The sequence below is a fragment of the Flavobacterium ajazii genome, assembly GCF_010614725.1.
Classification (GTDB): domain Bacteria; phylum Bacteroidota; class Bacteroidia; order Flavobacteriales; family Flavobacteriaceae; genus Flavobacterium; species Flavobacterium ajazii.
Genome location: NZ_JAAEHL010000008.1, coordinates 1 through 19,344, shown reverse-complemented (window position 1 = coordinate 19,344; position 19,344 = coordinate 1). Strand labels below are relative to the sequence as shown.

The 19,344-nt window shown below is 33.3% G+C and carries 12 protein-coding genes; 5 read left to right on the top strand and 7 right to left on the bottom strand.

From position 1 onward, the window contains the following. The first annotated feature begins 3 nt into the window (after window positions 1-3). From GWR14_RS14995 to GWR14_RS14985, 3 genes are all read left to right on the top strand, one after another. On the top strand, window positions 4-480 hold the full coding sequence (locus GWR14_RS14995; protein ID WP_163409892.1) for a hypothetical protein: 477 nt from the start codon (window positions 4-6) through the stop codon (window positions 478-480). A gap of 70 nt (window positions 481-550) precedes the next feature. Continuing rightward, window positions 551-1,285 carry an RHS repeat domain-containing protein gene (locus tag GWR14_RS23785; protein WP_246236327.1) on the top strand — a complete coding sequence of 245 codons (735 nt, stop codon included), beginning with the start codon at window positions 551-553 and terminating at the stop codon, window positions 1,283-1,285. Beyond that, entirely contained in the window at window positions 1,282-1,746 is a 465-nt protein-coding gene (locus tag GWR14_RS14985; protein ID WP_163409891.1) for a hypothetical protein, read from the top strand. Before GWR14_RS23785 ends, GWR14_RS14985 begins: the two co-directional genes overlap by 4 nt. Window positions 1,747-2,137: 391 nt before the next feature. On the opposite strand, the gene GWR14_RS14980 is transcribed toward GWR14_RS14985, so the two are convergent. The 4 genes from GWR14_RS14980 to GWR14_RS14965 all read right to left on the bottom strand — a co-directional run bounded on the left by GWR14_RS14980 (window position 2,138) and on the right by GWR14_RS14965 (window position 5,292). After that, window positions 2,138-2,551, bottom strand: coding sequence for a helix-turn-helix domain-containing protein (locus GWR14_RS14980; protein ID WP_163409890.1), 414 nt, complete (start codon window positions 2,549-2,551; stop codon window positions 2,138-2,140). A 260-nt stretch (window positions 2,552-2,811) separates the two neighbouring features. Continuing rightward, window positions 2,812-3,231 (bottom strand): hypothetical protein, encoded by a 420-nt coding sequence (locus tag GWR14_RS14975; RefSeq protein WP_163409889.1) that lies wholly within the window; start codon window positions 3,229-3,231, stop codon window positions 2,812-2,814. Window positions 3,232-3,241: 10 nt separating this feature from the next. Continuing rightward, window positions 3,242-3,931: a response regulator transcription factor gene (locus GWR14_RS14970; protein WP_163409888.1), complete on the bottom strand. Its 690-nt coding sequence runs from the start codon at window positions 3,929-3,931 to the stop codon at window positions 3,242-3,244. Then, a complete protein-coding gene (locus tag GWR14_RS14965; protein WP_163409887.1) occupies window positions 3,931-5,292 on the bottom strand; it encodes a sensor histidine kinase in 1,362 nt (453 codons plus the stop codon). Before GWR14_RS14965 ends, GWR14_RS14970 begins: the two co-directional genes overlap by 1 nt. Before the next feature lie 237 nt (window positions 5,293-5,529). On the opposite strand from GWR14_RS14965, the gene GWR14_RS14960 reads away from it, so the two are divergent. Next, a complete protein-coding gene (locus GWR14_RS14960; RefSeq protein WP_163409886.1) occupies window positions 5,530-7,917 on the top strand; it encodes an outer membrane beta-barrel family protein in 2,388 nt (795 codons plus the stop codon). Between the two features lie 140 nt (window positions 7,918-8,057). Then, a complete protein-coding gene (locus tag GWR14_RS14955; RefSeq protein WP_163409885.1) occupies window positions 8,058-8,924 on the top strand; it encodes a cupin-like domain-containing protein in 867 nt (288 codons plus the stop codon). Here the strand turns inward: GWR14_RS14955 and GWR14_RS14950 are convergent. From GWR14_RS14950 to GWR14_RS14940, 3 genes are all read right to left on the bottom strand, one after another. Further along, on the bottom strand, window positions 8,921-12,766 hold the full coding sequence (locus GWR14_RS14950) for a calcium-binding protein (RefSeq protein ID WP_163409884.1): 3,846 nt from the start codon (window positions 12,764-12,766) through the stop codon (window positions 8,921-8,923). The two genes, GWR14_RS14955 and GWR14_RS14950, sit on opposite strands and share 4 nt — an antisense overlap. A 190-nt stretch (window positions 12,767-12,956) precedes the next feature. Next, window positions 12,957-16,097: a DUF7507 domain-containing protein gene (locus GWR14_RS14945; RefSeq protein ID WP_163409883.1), complete on the bottom strand. Its 3,141-nt coding sequence runs from the start codon at window positions 16,095-16,097 to the stop codon at window positions 12,957-12,959. Between the two features lie 332 nt (window positions 16,098-16,429). Next, on the bottom strand, window positions 16,430-19,344 hold a 2,915-nt coding region (locus GWR14_RS14940; RefSeq protein WP_163409882.1), incomplete at its 5' end, for a T9SS sorting signal type C domain-containing protein.

Genomic DNA, 19,344 nt, shown 5'->3' with positions numbered 1-19,344 from the left:
AAAATGAAAAAGAAATTATTATATTTTTTACTGATTTTATTTGCAATTAGCTGTAAAAGTTATGATTTTCAGATAAAAGATTTTGAAAATGCATCATTCAAACATGTTGTTGAGAAAACTCTAAAACAATATGATGCTAAAGCAGAAAAATATTCACTTTTAATTTTTACCAATTTTTATCATGGCGAAAAAATAATTGTAGAAAATGACAAACATATTTTATATCAAGATTCTATGAAAACAATGGAAAATTTTGGATTAGCAAAAATGATTAGAGTTGATAATAATCATGATGTAAAAATTAAAGATATAGACATGAATATTAAAGTTTTAGTTAAAAGTGATTTAGCTAAAGCGTATAAATTTATTTATGTAGAAAAAAATCAATATTTAAAAGATGGAGTTGGGAATGACAGTATTTTAAATACAAAAAAAGTTTATAAAATTATTTACAGTAATTCGTTATTAGGTTTTATGTAATACGACTAAAACCTAATAAGATATCTTGTATAAATATCGCTTTGGAGGTCTCGCTTTAATGCAAAAGAGCTTGAAGACGAACTGGGGGCTTGACATGTACGACTATGGAGCACGTAATTACGACCCTGCACTTGGACGCTGGATGAATATTGACCCGTTGGCGGAGAAAATGAGAAGACATAGTCCTTATAATTATGCATTTAATAATCCCGTTTATTTTATTGATCCTGATGGAATGGCTCCAAATGATTGGATAAATAGCGCAGGAAAGTTAATTTATGATCCTAAAGCGAATGGAGGAAAAGGAGCATACACTGAACATACAACAAAACAGGATATTTATCTTGGAAACGCATTAAGGAATTCTTCAGATACTGGTGCGAAACAATTTGACAAGCTGGTAAAATCAGCCCAGCCAATTGAAATAAAGGTAATTGGAGATGAAATTCCTATTAGTAAAAATGGTAACATTCTGGAAGGAAAAACGACTACACCAAAAACCGATAATCCAGAAGGAAAGTCTACTATTACAATTTATACAGCAAGTGAAAATTATTTAGCAGAACAAGTAGCAAAAAACACAGCTGAAGGTCAAGGAGCTAAAAATATAATTGATGGTATTGATTATTCTGGAATGAAAATGAAAGATTTCATTGCGGTAACTTTAGGGGAAGAAGTAGAGCATGCAACTCCAGAAAATATTAAACTGCAACAATCTGGGGCAACGAGAGCAGAAATTGAAAAAAAACCAGGAGAAGTTGCGGATCAAATTATGAAAGAAATATTAGAAAAGAAAATCAAATGAAAATAAATTTGGGAAATATTGTGTGTTTAGTTTTTTTTCTTACTATTTATCAGTCAGCACTAAGTCAAAAAGTAGATGATGATGAAACCATTAGGAAAATGAAAAATGTTATTAAAGAGTTTTTTATCAAAAATGGGGAAATAACGATAGAAAATAGATTGGACATTGGTGCGTATGAAATTATAGATGGAACTGAGTTAGGATATAAGAACAAAGGTATTTACATAATTAGAACTGTCTATTCAACTAATGGCACAGATTATCTTCTTTTCAAAAATGGTAAAGATTTTTTTATACTAGATTTTGAAGATTTAAAATTAATTATTGATAAAAGTCTGAATTTACTAAACGATAAACCTGATAAGGAAATATTTGACTATTTAAAAGCAATTATAAAATGGTATGAAGATAGTCATCTATATTTTAAAAATACAGGAGAATTGAAGCGTATTAAAAAATAACGTTCTAAGGATGATAAGTATTTTCCGGTAGTGTTTTCAGATTAGATGTTTTTGTAAAATAACTATGTAATAAACCAAAAAAGAATATTATTTTATCCCTATCAGACACGAATCCTTTCGTGTGGACTTTTAGAATGGTTCGATCAGAAATAACCACAACGATTAATGCAATTCCTCTGGCTGGCGTTCATAAAGAAACTCGACAAAGTATAAAAAAAGACCTTGCTGATTGCGAGGTCTTTTTGTATTTTATAGTGAAGCTAAATTTCTCAAAGAAATCTTAAAGCTTCATTTGAGCCAGGAAATCATGAACCATTTTAAAAACTATCTTTTTTTCAGGTATCAAGTCCCTGAATCAATTAACCTGTTCTACAAGTATTTTATCTTTTTATCAATGCTTAATTTGCATTAGTAATTTTTCTAAAACTTTAATCTGTTCATCTTTTGCTTTTAAAAGTTCTAAATTCAATCGTTTAATTTCTTCTAAAGCTTCAATCCATTTTTCAACAGGATTTACATTAAATGTTGGATAGTAATTGTAGCCATTCGATTGGTCGTTAAAAGTATTAGAGATAATATTTATTGCCTGTTCCTCATCAAAATTTTGAAAAGCCTCAACAGGAATTTTCAATGAATATGAGATTTGTTTAAGCAGACTGTCTTCAATTACGTCTTTTTGCTCCAACATAGAAATTTTCTTCTGATTCCAATCTTCCCCCAGATCATAAGCCAATGCTTCTTGTTTGATTCCAAGCATTTCTCTGAAGCGTTTTACGTTTCTTCCCTGATGAATTTTCTGTTCCATAATGAGTTTAATTTTTTCTATAGGCTCAAAGATAAAGCCATCCGGATTAAAAAGTATGAATCTCAAAGATAAAAAAATATCCTGTAAAACATCCATTTTGTCAGATATCATATCTAAATATAGAATAGTTTATCGTCTTGAAAAAATAGAACTTCTTTTTTTAATTTTAAAATCTTCCGTTATGAAAAAGAACAAAACATCCTTTTGGGGAGCGTTTGATACAACAAATCCATTTGAGACTGATGAAGCTTTTTTCTATTTCAATCATTTGAGATCATTTCTCTTAACTTACTTCCGAGCTTTTCAAATTCTCTAACAGTATTTCCGGAACTTAATTCTTTGTCAACATTCATTTTTAAACTCCCGTTTTTAAAAGTAACACTGTAAACAATTTCATCTGAATCCATTTTTTTCCACATCAAAACTTCTCCTTTAGAAATAAGGTATTGATTATCAAAATGATCTGTTATTATCTTTTTTACTTTCTCATTCTTATCAGAATCAAAAGAGGCTTTGAAACTATAAGACGAATCTGAGTTTTGAACCGAAACAGATGAACTGGAACTTGTAGTTTTTGTTTCAGACTTCTTAACTTTTGGAGGATTTGGTACTGCTGGTCTGCTTTGGCAATTCGCTAAAAAACTAATAGCCATAAAAATAAGTACTATAATAAGTTTCATAATCTGTGATTTAATTGTTAATCTTAAACTCAAACCCCAAACCTCTTACGCTCGAAATACTTATAGCAGAATCTTCTTTAAAATATTTCCTTAAACGGCTTATAAAAACATCCATACTTCTGCCTGAAAAGAAATCTTCATTACCCCAGATTTCCCTTAAAATTTCTTCTCTTTTAATTAGCTTATTTCTGTTTGCATATAAAAAAAAGATTAATTGGGCTTCTTTTTCAGTAATTCTATATGTGATTGTCTGATGTTTCAGCAAGTAATTTTCAGAATCAAAAGTGTAACTCCCAATTGCGAAGTTCTGTTTTAAAACAATTTTTTCTTCACTTTTTTGAGAACGCTTTAAAATGTTACCAATTCTTAAAATTAATTCTTCTACTTCAAAAGGTTTTACGATATAATCATCGGCTCCTAATTTTAAGCCTTTAATCTTGTCTTGCTGTAACGATTTTGCAGTTAAAAAAACAAATGGCGTTTCCGGAAACTGGTCAACTATCTTTTCAGCTAAAGTAAAACCATCCATTTGCGGCATCATTACGTCCAAAATACAAATATCAGGTTTCGTAACGTGAAGAAATTCCAAAGCTCCTTTACCGTTCTTTTTCCAGGATACTTTAAACCCTGAAAATTCCAGATATTGTTTCAAAACTGAAGCATAATCAAAATCATCTTCTACTAATAAAATATGTTTCATCATAACGGAATTGATATTAAAAATAAAGCTCCCTTATTTTCTTCACTGATTACTTTTACATCTCCACGATAAGCTTCAACCAATTGTTTTACATAAAATAATCCTAAGCCGAGACCTTTGGTATTATGAAGATTTCCTTTTTCTACTCTGTAAAATTTATCGAAAATGGCTACGTGTTCTTTTGGAGAGATTCCTTTTCCATTATCTTTTATACTGAGTAAAAATTTATTATCAATGCAGTTCAGTTCAATATTTATTTGCGTAGCGCCATATTTTACAGCATTATCTAAAAGATTGATCAGAATTGTATTAAGATGGAAGCGATCTATTCTTAGAGCAATGGTTTCTTGGCTCTGCTCACAGGAAATTAAAATATCAGGTTTAGAAAGTCTGAAATCATCTATTATTTCTTTGATTTCATTACAACCTATTTCGATGGAAGAACTTGTATCGGCGACTGGATTAACTGAAACATTCGCGACCTGCTGAAACAATTTCTGAAGTCTGTTATTCTGTCTTTCTACTAAAGATAAAGTCGTTTTATATTCTTCTTTTGACATTTGGTCTTCCTTACGCTGTAATGTTTTGATTGCGATATCCATTGTTGCCAAAGGAGTCTGAAATTCATGCGTAATGTTGTTTACAAAATCTGTTTTTATATCTGCAATTCTTTTTTGATTGATTAAATTTTTAATTGAGAGATAATACAGATACACGACAAAAAACATTAAAACCAGAGAAAACAATAACAATCCTGCCATTTGACTCAGAATTGTTTTTTGCCAGCTTGCAAAACTGTAAAATTGTTCTGTTTTCAATAATAGTGCATATTTTGACTTTACCAAACCTGGATTATCGGATTCTGATTCATTAGTGTTTTGCCACTTTCCGGTTGAAGAAGAAATTTCATTGTCACTTTTTACTTTGTTATCAAAAATCAACAGTTTCCCATTATAAACCGAATCCGTTTTATTGTTGTTTATAATGACCAGAGACGTTAAATAATCACTATAACCTATTTCAAAATCTTCCGGTTTCTTAGACTTTTCCATATATCTTTTCATAACATCGGAAAGGGAGTCCTGATTCTTCTGAATGAGTTTTAAATATTCTTTTTTTGCTATTTTTTTATAAACATATTCTTCAGCTAATTTTCCGGTTTGCTCCATCCAATTGTCTTTTATCGCCTCAAATTCAGGATGGTCTTCCAACTCAGCAATTTGCTTTTTGATTTTGGTATTGACTTCCCTTTCAGTTAATTTATAAGTATTGTATATAAAATAGCCCTGAATAGCCGCCAGAGCCATTACCGTAAAAATACATGCCCCTATTAAATACGCAATTTTCTTTTTGTTTTGCATGATATAACAATTAACAAAACAAATTTACCTGAATAATTCTTTTCAGCTTTCAATAAATAAGTGATTAACCCTTTATTAACCGAATGCTGAAATTGAATATCATAAAAATCGGGGTTCAGCTTTATTTCATTTTTATCAAACTAAATAACCCATAAGTCATTAACCCATCATTAACCCTCTATTAACCCAATACTCCAAAGAGGTTTCAGAGATTTGCTCCCAACAAATCATCACATCATGAAACAGCCTCTTTTTTTATTCTTACTCTTTCCACTTATTGGAATTGGGCAACACAAAATCTCAGGAACTATCCTGGATTCAAAGAATATTCCGATAGAATTTACCTCTGTTTCCTTATTAAAACAGCAGGATTCAGTATTTTACAAAAGCACTCAAACAGACGAAAAAGGCTTTTTTGAAATATTTGACGTTGAAAAAGAAAAGTACATTTTGAAAATCAGTTCTTATGGATATGCTGAGAAACACCTCAATATTGATGTACAGTCAGATTCTCAACTTTCACCAGTTATACTGGAACAAAATGCAGAAATACTCAATGATGTCACCATAACTACATCAAAACCAATTCTAAAAAGAAAAATTGACCGAATAGAGTTTACCGTAGAAAACTCATCACTTTCTACTAATAATGCCTGGGAAATTCTGGGTAAAACGCCAGGCGTAACAACTATGAGCAGCGGCAACATGACTGTTCGAGGAAGCAACAGTATTCTGGTTACTATTAATGACAAAAAGGTCTATTTAACCGGAGATGAATTGAAACAATTTTTAGAAAATACCAATGGTGAAGATGTCAAATCAATTGAAGTAATTACAAATCCGCCAGCTAAATATGAAGCACAGGGAGCCATCGTTTTAAATATCAAGCTGAAGAAAAATGTAAAATTGGGTTATAAAGGAACTTTGAGTGGCTCCTACACTCAATCTATTTATGCAAAAGGAAATATTTCTACCAGTCATATTTACAAAGGAGAAAAACTTTCACTGTCGGGACGTTATACTTTTGGTTCGGGTACGTATGTGAGAGAGGGAGAAGATTTTATTCATTATTTGGACAGTTCAGGCGAAACCAACTCGATTTGGGAAAGCACCATGAGAAGAAAAAATAAATCTCCATCACAAAATTCATTTCGTCTGGATTCAGAATACGAAATAGACAGTTCAAATACAATATCTTTTGGTGTCACCGACTCTATGACTCCAAATGTCCATGGATTTTATAATGTTCCTACTTATATTTATGACCGTAACCGAAATCCGGATTCTCTGTATGTTACTCAAAATAACAGAAAAAAATCATCTCGAAACAGCGATTACAATTTTTCTTATGATCATAAATTTAAAGAGAAAGAAAAACTTTCTTTTTCTTCAGATTATACGCATTACTATTACAATGAAAATCAGGATATTTTTTCATCGTTTTCATTTCCCGACAATCTTCCGTACAGACAAACTCGATTTGTAAGCGACAATACGCAAAAAATTCAGCTTTTTTCAGCACAATCAGATTATTCGAATGAAGACAACGGAATTGAGATGGGAATGAAGTTTGGAAAAGTAAAAGCCGACAGCCAGCTTATTTTTCAAGATGAAATTAATGGTGAATTAATTGAAAACGCTGACAGAACTAACCAATTTTTGTATGATGAAACCATTTTTGCAGGATATACAAGCTATAACAAAGAAATAGAAAAATGGACACTGAAAGCCGGATTGAGAGGAGAATACACTCAACTAAAAGGCAATTCGGTTACGGTAACCGAAATAAACGAACAAAAATATTTTAAACTTTTTCCAACGTTTTATGCCCTTTACAAAGCCAATGAAAATCATCAAATTGGATTTTCATATGGAAAACGAATCAGCCGACCGCAATACAGCTGGCTAAATCCTTTCAGATCATATTACAATTCCTATTCCTATTTTGTTGGAGATCCAAAATTGCAGCCCACGATCATTCATAATTTGGATTTGACTTATATTCTAAAAGATAAATACAATTTTGATTTGTATTACAGACATGAAAAAAATCCATCAATGGAAATTTCGTATCAGGATTATGAAACGACTACAGTTGTATATCATCTTACCAATATCGAAAAAAATACTGCTTTGGGTTTAGAATTCAACACTAATCTCATTTTCTTTGACTGGTGGGAATCCGGAATTCAAACCGGCATCAATTATACTCAGGATACTTTTCAGGGAATTGATCAAAAACTTTATAATAACAGTCGGTTTCAATTTAACGGAAGTACCAATAATAAGTTTACATTCAATAAGAAAAAAGATTTTACAGCGGAAGCTAATTTTTATTATAATTCACCATCCGTTCAGGGCACATTTACCATCAGCCAGTCTAGCAGTTTAGACTTTGCGTTTCGAAAAAAGCTATTTGATGATAACTGGGAATTTTACATCATTTTTTCTGATGTTTATCGTGGAGAAAAACAAACAGTTACTACCAAATATGCAAATCAATATAACTATTTTACAGATTATAGCGACACCCAGAGTTTTAAAATTGGTTTTAAATACAACTTCGGTAATCAAAAATTGAAAGAAAAAAACAGAGTACAAACTGAAGAACAAAAAAGGATTTAAATCAAGCCTTTTGTTCTCAATTATTGAATTATTACACATCTATCGAATTAAAAATTTAGTTAAAAGAGTTCATCTATTTCAGTAAATATTTTTAAATTGCTTGTTACACAGAGTTATAAGCATTTTTTTTATTTTAAAAGATGAAGTTAAAACAAATCGAAAGGGTAAAAAAAATCTCAAAATCTGATTTTATTTCCCAATATGTAAAAAACCAAATACCCGTAGTTGTTGAAGAGCTTACTGAAGACTGGCCCGCTTATCATAAATGGAAATTATCCTATATCAACGAAATTGCAGGAGATCTTATCGTTCCTTTATACGATGACAGGCCTGTAAATCATGAAGATGGTTTTAATGAAGCTCATACTAAAATGAAAATGAGCGATTACATTGCTCTTTTAGAATCCAAACCAACCAATTACCGCATTTTTCTTTATAATTTAATGAAAGAAGTTCCTCTTTTGAAAGATGATTTTTTGTGGCCTGATATTGGTTTAAAATTAGTCAAACAAATGCCGATGCTATTTTTTGGGGGAGAAAATGCAAAGGTTTTTATGCATTTTGACATTGATTATTCGAATATTCTTCATTTTCATTTTCATGGAGAAAAACAGTGTATGATTTTTGCTCCAGATCAGTCAAAATATATGTATAAAGTTCCTCATGCTTTGATTTCAAGAGAAGACATTGATTTTGACAATCCTGATTATGAAAAATTTCCTGCCCTGAAAAACGCCGAAGGGTATATTACCAATTTAAAACATGGCGAAATGCTGTATATGCCCGAAGGCTACTGGCATTACATGAAATATCTGACTCCAGGTTTTTCTATGAGTTTGCGCTCTTTCCCTAAAAACATTACCAATCTGTCAAAAGCAGCTTATAATGTTTTTATCATGCGGCATTTTGATATCATGATGCGAAAATTCAAAGGTCAAAAATGGATTGATTATAAAAATGAAAAGGCAATTACAAATACTCATGAAAAATTACTTAATGAAACTTAATAGATTACTTTCTTCGTTTCTAAACCATTTTCTGTTTTAACTTTAAATACCAAAACCTGATTCTTTGACTTAAGATTAGAAATCACTATTGAGTTTTGATTGAAATTTTGTTCTAAAATCAATTTACCGGCAAGATCATAAATTTGAACTTTTTGGATGGCTGAATCAGATTCTATAACAATTTGGCCTTTCTTTTGGAAAATAACGACTCCAGTTTTATTCTTTTGAATATCAATAAGATTTAATGTTTTATTGCTAAACTTTAAAACAAAACGATTATTAAAAATCCCTTTTTGAGTTGAAAATTTATAAGGTTCTTTTTTCAAATCATACTGTATTTTCAGTTCTTTATCTTCAAGATAAACTTCTTGCTGACCGCTAAAAATTCCATCCAGATGATCAATACTTATACTGAAGTTTCCACTAATTTGAGTTTTGTATCCCAAAACAACTTCATCTGATTCCTGAAAAGGAAATTGTCTCCCTTGGATAACCCAATTCTTTTCTTCATTACAAGTATAAAAATCAACATACTGATTACCGTCAAAAGATTCGCCATCAAAAGCTGTATCATAACCGTTAGTCGCTCCTTCAATATAACCTAATAAAATCTGTTTGAATGCATTTTCTTCATTAGTTAAATTGAGCCAGATTCTGTTTTTTTCAAAAGCCCTTTTCTTTTCGGTAATTTTAGCCGGTTTAAAAAATGATGCGTTTTGTTCTAAAATTCGCATACTATTTTCAAATTTTACTTCTCCCGTTGTAATACTCTGCACAAAAAAAGACTGACAGGAAGCAATTGTACCATCCGGCTGAGTATTATTTTCTCCTGAGGCAAGTGCAGATCTTGTACCTACACCTCCTAATAGATTATAAACGGCATAATCATCAGAAACATATTTTCCATTAGTTATTGGCGTATTGTGAGTCCAGAAATAAAGAGTTCCTTTTATATTTACCGAATTAACAGTTAAAAAGGCATCCGCATCAAGAGCCGAAGGATATGGATTCCCTATTAAATTGAAACTTTCTGAATTTCTAATTGGAGTTTTTATTTTTCCATTAACCGGAATTCCTTTAAAAACCGCTTCATATTTTTCAGGAATTGTAGTCGAAAATTCTTGTGGCCCCCGAATAATATATCCTTTTCCGGTTGTCATGATATTAGATGATGTTTCCCCTTTCCAATAATTTACGTCGGGGTCAAAAGAAAAAAACTTATCAGATAGTGTTGTTGGAGAAACATCAACCAACTTTTGATTTTCAACAGGAGAAGACCAATACGTATAATCGAATTTACGAACAGGTGCTGTTTTACGTTTAAGATGAATTATCCCGGAATTAATCATATCATCATCTGACTGATATAAAGAAGCAGTGTCTTCTAAAACCAAAGTTCCCGCGCCTGAATAATTAAAACTCAGTCCCAAAGTTTTGCCACCGGTAACAGTTACTATTTTCCCTGAATTTATAATACAACAGCATACATTTACTGAAGATGAAAACAAGTAATCTTCTTCAAATGTTACTTCTTTTCCTGCTGAAGGCGTGCCATTAGACCAGTCAGTACCATTCCATTTTGAACTGTTATTGCACAATTTCAAACGTGCAATCCTGTGTTTTGCAACTCCTGAAACCGAATTAAAATTACCGCCAATTATTAGTTTCGAGTCAACTGTAAATTCCATTGTAAATAAAGTACTGTTCAGATTTACGTTGAATGACGTATCTATACTTCCATTTGATGTCAAACGTACTAAACGCAAAGCTGTCGTACCGTTGTAATTACCTGAAAAACCACCTCCTGCTAAAATCCTGTCATCGGGTTGTATTAAAATACTTCGTACGTCACTATTACTGAAACCGGTACCTGAATCAAAAGTTGTATCCAAAGTTCCGTCTGGAAGCAGTCTCAAAATTCGTTTTTTAGAAATTCCGTTGTAATTTAAAAAAGAGCCGCCAACTATGATTTTTCCATCTGACTGCAAACCTAAAGCATATACATTTTTATCAAATCCAATACCTACGGAAAAACTGGTATCAATACTTCCGTCTGCATTCAAACGAATTAGTCTGGAATGTGCCGTGCCATTAAACGTATCAAATCTTCCTCCTAAGATAATTTTATCGTCCGGCTGAAGCATTATTACATCTATTGTTCCATCTGTACCTGAAACAGTGTTAAAACTGCTATCAATTGTTCCGTCCTGTAATAATCTTACAACATGACCTACACTAACTCCATTATATTTTGTAAAGCTTCCTGCAACTACGATTTTTTGATCTGTTTGGATAACTACTGAATACACCTGACCATTGCATCCACTTCCGGAAAGAAAACTGCTGTCTAAACTGCCATCCGGAAGGATTCTGGCAATACGATTGCATATTGTATTATTATAAGCGGTAAAACCTCCTGCTATAACTATTTTGCCATCTGACTGTTGCGCTGCAGTTTTTATAACATTATTAGCTCCAGTCTGAGCAATATTAAATGTCATATCCAAATCACCGTTTGATAAAAGTCGGGCAATTCTTGAAGAAGGAGTTCCATTGAATCTGGAAAAATTACCAAACACCATTGTTCGATTATCAGACAAAGGCAGAACTTTTAAAACCGAATTATCAAAACCAACTCCGGCAGACAGATATCCAATATCATGAATTCCGTTTGTATCAATTTTAGCCAGTCTCCCCTGATTTTGTGAATCAAAAACTGAGAAAGAACCTCCAACAAACCAGGAGCCCTCTAATGAATTACTTAATGCCAAAACAGATGCAGACGCCGGGCCAGAACCAATATCAAAATCACTTTTTAAAGTACCATCTACATTTAAAAAAAGTAATCGGTTTACGTCTGAACCATTGTATAAATCTGTGAACGAGCCGCCCAACATAATATTTCCTAATGAATCGGTTTTTATAACATGAACCACACCATTACTCAAACCTGTACCTGACAAAAAAGTTGCATCTATTGTTCCATCTGAATTCAGTCGGATGATTCTGTTTGATACTGTTCCGTTGTAAGCTGTAAACTCTCCTCCCAGAATAATTTTGCCATCGGGCTGCAAAACCATTGCATTTATGTCATTATCAAAACCAGTTCCGGTACTAAATCCGACATCAATACTTCCGTCAGAATTAAGACGTACAATTTTATTAGCATCAACGCCATTAAATTTGATAAAATTTCCAGCCAGGATAATTTTACCATCCGGCTGAATCTGTACTGCATTAATATTGGCAGGAGTCCCGGAGCCTGTAACGAAAGAGGCATCTAAATTTCCGTCAGTTAAAATTCGGGCTATTCTATTTACGGTGACTCCGTTATACTTTGTAAAACTTCCGACAATTATAACTTTTCCGTCAGGCTGCAATGCAATTTGGTTAATAATCCCTGTTGTGGCAGCTACTAATGTATTGAAAGCAGTATCCTGCGAACCATCATTATTTAAACGAATTAACCTGCCGGCACTTACTCCGTTAAAACTTGTAAAATTACCTCCTATAATGATTTTACCATCAGGCTGAATACATGAAGCATATACTTTTCCGTTAAAACCAAATCCTGTATCAAAATCTGTATCTACAGTTCCATCTGCTTTCAATCGGGTTAAATAAGAAAGTGGTTTTCCGTTAAAACTCAAAAAATCCCCACCCACAATTAAATTACCATCAGTCTGCATTGATAATGTTCTGACTGTATTGTTAAAACCATCTCCGCTAAGACCATCATCATAGGTATTAAAAGTGGTATCTAATTTTCCCTGTTGGGCATTATTTTCAATAGATAAAAAACAAAAAACAATAGTTAGCAGATGGTACAGTTTTAATTTCAAAATAAATAGATTTGGATTACACGTATGATTCAACAATATCAATTAGTAAGAATTTACATGCAATATATATTTACAACATGCATCTGACAATACCAACATTTAGTGATTTTCAACTCATTATAAAACATCTTGAAAACAAAAAATCCGACAACTTTCGCCGTCGGATTCTTTGTTATTTTCAAGGTGAAACTTATTTAAAGATTACTTTTTTTGTCGTTTCATATCCATTTTCCAAAACTATTTTTACTAATAAAACTTGTTGGGCAAAGGGTAAACTTTGCATTGTCAACTTAAGATTATTTACTTTTTCTATTTTAGATAATTGTTTTCCCGAAAGATCAAAAATAAACACCTTATCAATATTTTCTTTTACAGAATCAATCGTAATACTTTTGTTTTGAGCAATTACAGAAATCTGATTTTCCTCAGTTTCAAAGTCGCCTGTACCCAATGTTTTATTGGTATATGTTAACACAAAACGGTTGTTAAAAGTTCCTGGTTTTGTATTAAAAGTATAATTACCTGCTGTCAACTCATTGGTGGTACCTGTTTGCTTATCTTCCAGATAAACAGTCTGAGCAGCTAGCTTACCATCGGCCTGATCTATAGCAATCGTAAAATCGCCAGCCACAGTTGAACGATAGCCTAAAGAAACTACATCAGTATCTAAAAATGGTAAAGCACGGCCCTGAATTACAAGATTATCTGCTGCATTAACACTATAAAAATCAATAAAACTGTTACCGTCAAAACTGAGACCGTCAAAATCATCATCATAGTCATTAGTTGCCCCTTCAACATAACCAATTAAGGTTTGTTTAAAAGCACCACCAGAATTGGTCATGTTCAGCCATAAACGATGTCTCTCTAAATCTCCAGATTTTGATTCCTGTGACTGTTTAAAAAATTGTGCATTATTACTTCCGCCAATACGCATTGAATTATTAAACTCAACGCTTCCATTACTTTTTGCACTGGCAAAAAATGACTGTCCTGCGGCTATATTACCGGATGGAATAGCACTATTGCCACCATTGGTTGTAGCAGTACCTCCTGTCCCGTTTAAAGAAGCATAATCATCAGAAACATAAATATATTTTGAACCGCTTTGTACTATAGCCGTATTATGAGTCCATAAATAAATAGTTCCGTTTAAAACATTGTGATTATTAGTATTTGTAAATAAAAAATCATTTGTCTTAAGTGCAGATGGATAAGGATTTCCTATCAAATAAAAATTTCCGACCGTCATAGACTGACTGCTTGTAATGTTTCCATTATTAGGAACCCCTATAAACTGAACAGGCTGTGCATAAGGAAAAACTACTGTTTCAGGATAAGGTGCAGACCAAACACCCGCTTTAGGCGTCCTGATAATATAACCAATTCCTAATGCCATTGTTCCTGCTCCGTTACTTATTTGCTGCCAGCCAGTTCCTGAATATGAAAAATATTTATCCCATAGTGTATTGGGTGACAAATTAAACAACGTTTGCCCAGCTACAGGCGATGACCAATAAGTAAAATCAAAATTTTTCATTGGCTGAGAAATTCGTTTGTATATGATTTTACCTGTATTGACAACATTGGTAGTTTGCATCAGACTTGCATTATTTTCGAAAATTAAATTCTCATCTGTTGCTACATTTACCCAGTTCGTAACTGTTAAAGTACGTCCTGATTTTATAGTCACTTTTGTAGTACTTCCTGAAACCAGACAAGTACAGCCATTTAAATCAACATTAGGATCTGTTGCAGGAGGATAATTCCCGGTAAATACGATATTTTGGTCTAATGTTGGAGCTGAACCTGTTGACCATGCACTTCCATCCCACGTATTTGTAGTCTGACTTGTTATAGAAATATTTGCTGTCGAAGGAGATTTACATCCGGTACTGTTTGTCACTCTAAAACTATAGGTTCCAATTGGCAAACCTGATACTGTGGTTGTAGATCCTGTACCTGTTGATGTAATACCTCCGGGGTTTCTCTCAAGAGTCCACGTTCCTGTAGAAGGCAAATTGCTTAAATCAATAGTCCCTAATGAATTACAAGTGATGTTTTTTACTGTTCCAATTGCTGGCGGAGTCAATAAATTAGTAACTGTTTCGATGTCATTCCCCGTTGAAGAACCTGAAATGTCTTCGACCGTGTTTGATGAAGGATCGAGAGCTGTAACTTTTGCCGAATTGGTAACTTTCCCTAAAGCTACATCCGCTGCTGTAATAGTATAATCTGCGGTTAGAGTTGTCGTTGCCCCGACAGCTAAAGAAGCAATAGGGGAACCTGATATTGCACCAATCATTGGATCAGTTACCACTATATTTGTTAACGGAACCTCCCCTGTATTGGTAACTTCAAAAGTATACTGAATTTTACTTCCTACACCACATCCCAGCAATGTTGCTTTTTTTACTAAAGCTACGGTTGCTAATTTTAATGAATTTGTATTAAAAGCGATAAAAGCACAATCAGAACTACCTGAAAAATTAACTACAAAACGATCTATCTGTGATGAAGTCGCATCTGTAATTCCAAAGGCACTTAAATCAAAGGCAAGCAAACGAATATCACGGGTGTCATTTGCACTAAAACCAGATGCTGGAGCTCCGTTATTGGTATTAAATAAATCCAGTCTGTAAGTCCCAACAGCGGGAATAGAACTAGAAGTAAAATCTATATTAACAGAATTACCTATAATGACTCCTGCTGCATTAACAAAACTAAATTTATCAACTACTGAACTAGGCTGAGCAACCTGAGTAACTATGATATCAGGAATGCCATCTCCAATTATCCCTAATTGTATATTATTTGTACCCACTTTAAATTCAGCAGAAGTATTTGCTTTTATATTTGCAATTCCTGTTCCTAATGCTAAACCATTAATACCATCTGTAAGTCTGGAAGCTAATTCTGCAGGAGTTGACAGAGTTCCAACCAAAGCAGGTGTTAATACCCTATTGGTTAAAGAACCATCAATATAAGAACCTTGCAAATAATAACTACTAGCATCATATGGCAAAGACTGGATTTTTAAAGCCCTGAAACGACTATTCTCAAAATTAACAGAATGACTAGTTAAAACAGCATTATTAGCACCTGTTGCATAAGTCTTTCCATTCCAGGAAAAAGCTAATAAATTATTTTCGTTATTTGGCTGGTCAGCCACAACACTAGTAGTTGAACTTGATGTAAAATACCCATTCCAGTCGGTATAAATTCTGGTGGCACTAGTTTGAGATAAAGCTTTAGATGTAGTAAACAAAAAAAATAAAACGACAGCCTTTAGTAGCAAAAGGCGCTCCTTCAAAAGTATTTTTTGAATCATTGTAGCAGGTTATTTTAAATTGGTTTTCGGGGCAGTATGTTAATACCAAAATTAATACTACTAAAACATCTCTTATAGTCTTAAAAAGAAGTATTTAACGGGCGCAAAAATAGCAGTAATGATTTCGTCGTAACTATAAAAAAAAGCAAATTCGATTAAAAGCATATTTATTCGATATAAAACCTCCTTTTGTTGTTTTTTGATTAAATAAAAGAAAGAATAAAGCTACTTTACTTCATTAGGATTTCCGGAAACGAATCCCTTTTATATTATTCAAAAAAAAATCCGACAACTTTCGCTGCCGGATTTTTCGGTTTATTTCTCGGTTTTTCTTATTTAAAAATTACCTTTTTAGTTGTAACTGTACCATTTTCTAAAAATATTTTTACCAATAAAACCTGTTGTGCGAATGGCAGGTTTTGCATTATAAGCTGAAGATTGTTTACATTATCTTTTGTATATAATTGTTTACCGGTAACATCATAAATAAAAACTTTTTCAAGATTATCCTTCACAGAATTAATGGTAATCGTTTTGTTTTGTGTAATTACAGAAATCGAATTATCCTCTGTTTCGAAATCTCCTGTTCCAAGTGTTCGATTAGTATATTTTAATACAAAACGGTTATTAAAAGTTCCGGCTTTTGTGTTAAAAGTATAATTTCCTGCTGTCAATTCATTAACTATTCCAGTTTGCTTGTCCTCCAGATAAACTCTTTGAGTTGCCAGATTACCATCGGCATGATCGATTGCAATGGTAAAATCACCGGCCACAGTTGAACGATAGCCCAAAGGCACAACATCTGTATCATTAAAAGGCAAAGCGCGTCCCTGAATTACATAATTATCAGCTGCATTAACACTATAAAAATCAATATAGCTATTTCCGTCAAAACTTAGTCCGTCAAAACTTTTGTCAAAACTATTAGTAGCACCTTCTATATATCCTATTAAAGCCTGTTTATAAGCACCTTCCGAATTAATCATGTTAAGCCATAAACGATGTTTTTCTAATTTTACTGATTTTGATGTTTTACCAGGTTTGAAAAAAGTACTATTATAAGCCACAGCTCTCATAGAATTATTAAACTCAACACTTCCGGGTGCTTGTGCTGTTGCAAAGAAAGACTGCCCGGCAGCTACATAACCATCTGGTACTGTTTTATTCCCTGAACTACTGGCAGCTGTTCCTGTTCCTCCCGTTAAGTTGTAAGAAGCATAATCATCTGAAGTATATTTGTATTGTGTTCCTGTTGGCGTAATAGCCGTATTGTGTGTCCAAAAATATATAGTTCCCTCTAAAATAGCTCTGTTATGAAGATTCGTAAATAAAAATTCATCAGCGTCCATTGCACATGGATATGGATTCCCTATCAAATATAAATTCCCTGCTACCATTGTCTGACTACTAGTTATATTTCCATTGTTTGGAACCCCAATAAATTCTACTGGTTGCACATAGCTACTACCCGTCCAGTTATCTTTACCATTGGTATATGTTGAATTTGGTTTAGGAACACGGATAATATATCCAATTCCGGGCTCCATTGTTCCCGCTCCATTGGTGATCTGCACCCAGGCTGTACCTGAAAATGAAAAGTACTTATCCCAAAGCGTGTTTGGTGATAAATTGTATAATGTTTGTCCTGCAACTGGTGATGACCAATACGTATAATCAAAGTTTTTCATTGGAGCTGAATTACGTTTGTAAACAATTGCTCCGGAATTCGAAATGTGATTAATTTGAACCAGACTGGCTGTATTCTCAAATGTTAGGGAACCAGTACCAGTAACCGTTACAGCATTGGTAATCGTCAAAGTTACCCCAGATGGTACTGATGCTACTATACCATTATTAACCGTCAAGGCGCAGCCTGCTAAATCAGCTGCAAAAGGAGCCCCTGAAGACGAAGCAATAATAAGATTTTTGGTCGCATCTGGTAGTCCATTACTCCATCCTGATCCATTCCAGGTGGTTGACGAAAAATCTGAAATTGTAACCGATGCTGAAGCTGCTGAAGGACATCCACTGGTATTAGTCACAGTAAAAGTATAACTTCCTAATCCTAAACCTGAAATTGTTGTACTACTACCAGACCCTGGTGTTGTTACTGTTGCTGGTGTACTTGTTATTGACCAAGTGCCTGTTGTTGGCAAACCACTCAATACAACACTACCGGTATTCGTTGTACAACTAATATTTGTTATGGTACCTACTGTTGGAGCTGTTGAAACTGAATTAATAGTAACAACTGCTGACCCTATTAAAGTTGCAGAACAGCCAGATCCTGACTGATATGCTACACTAACCAAATTATAAGTAAATACCCCTGAAGCACCTGTAGAAACTGCAACAGTTGATGAAGCATTTGCTGCTACGTTTACAGTGGCATTTGTACCTCCATTAACATTATAAGTAACTGTTACTGGTAAACTAAGCGGATTTGTAAAAGTTACATTTGGAGATGTTACTCCCTGACATACTGTCGTTGTACCACTAATCGTTGCCGTTGGTGTAGATCTAACAGTTACTGTAGCAGAACCTGACAGACTAGTAAGGCAAGTTGTTACTGACTGATACACTGCGCTCACTAAATTATAAACAAACGTTCCTGAAGTTCCTGTTGGAGCACTAACTGTAGCTGTAGCATTTGCGCCTACATTTATTGTTAAATTTGTGCCTCCGTTAATATTATAAGTAACCGTTATGGCATTATCCTCAGAATTAGTGAAAGTAATAGCAGGTGAAGCAGCGTCTTTACAGACAGTTGTTGTTCCACTTATTGTAGCAGTAGCAACATCTAGTGTTTTTATTTGAATATAATTAGAACTTACACTTGTGCCACAACTGTTATATGCCCTTAATCGATAAAAATATGTAGTTTTCTTGGTTAATCCCGTGACATTATAAGAGCTTACAAGCCCAATATCTAAATTATTATAAGCAGCAACAATACTCGAAAAATTATTAACTGTCGATACATCTAAATAATAACCTGTCGCATTAGTAGCTGCAGTCCAATTGGCTAAAAAGCTAGAACAAGTAACATCAGTAGCAGCAGTAGCAGTTGGAGTTCCGGGAAGAGGATTTACTGTTATCGCTACAACATTACTATAAGTTGTTCCGCAGCCATTTGTAGCATAATATCTAATATTCTTGCCATTATCAGTATAAGCCACTGTATATGGAAGCGATAAAGCTGTATAAGTGCTACCACCTGAAGTTGTCGAAATTTCCCAGCCTGAAG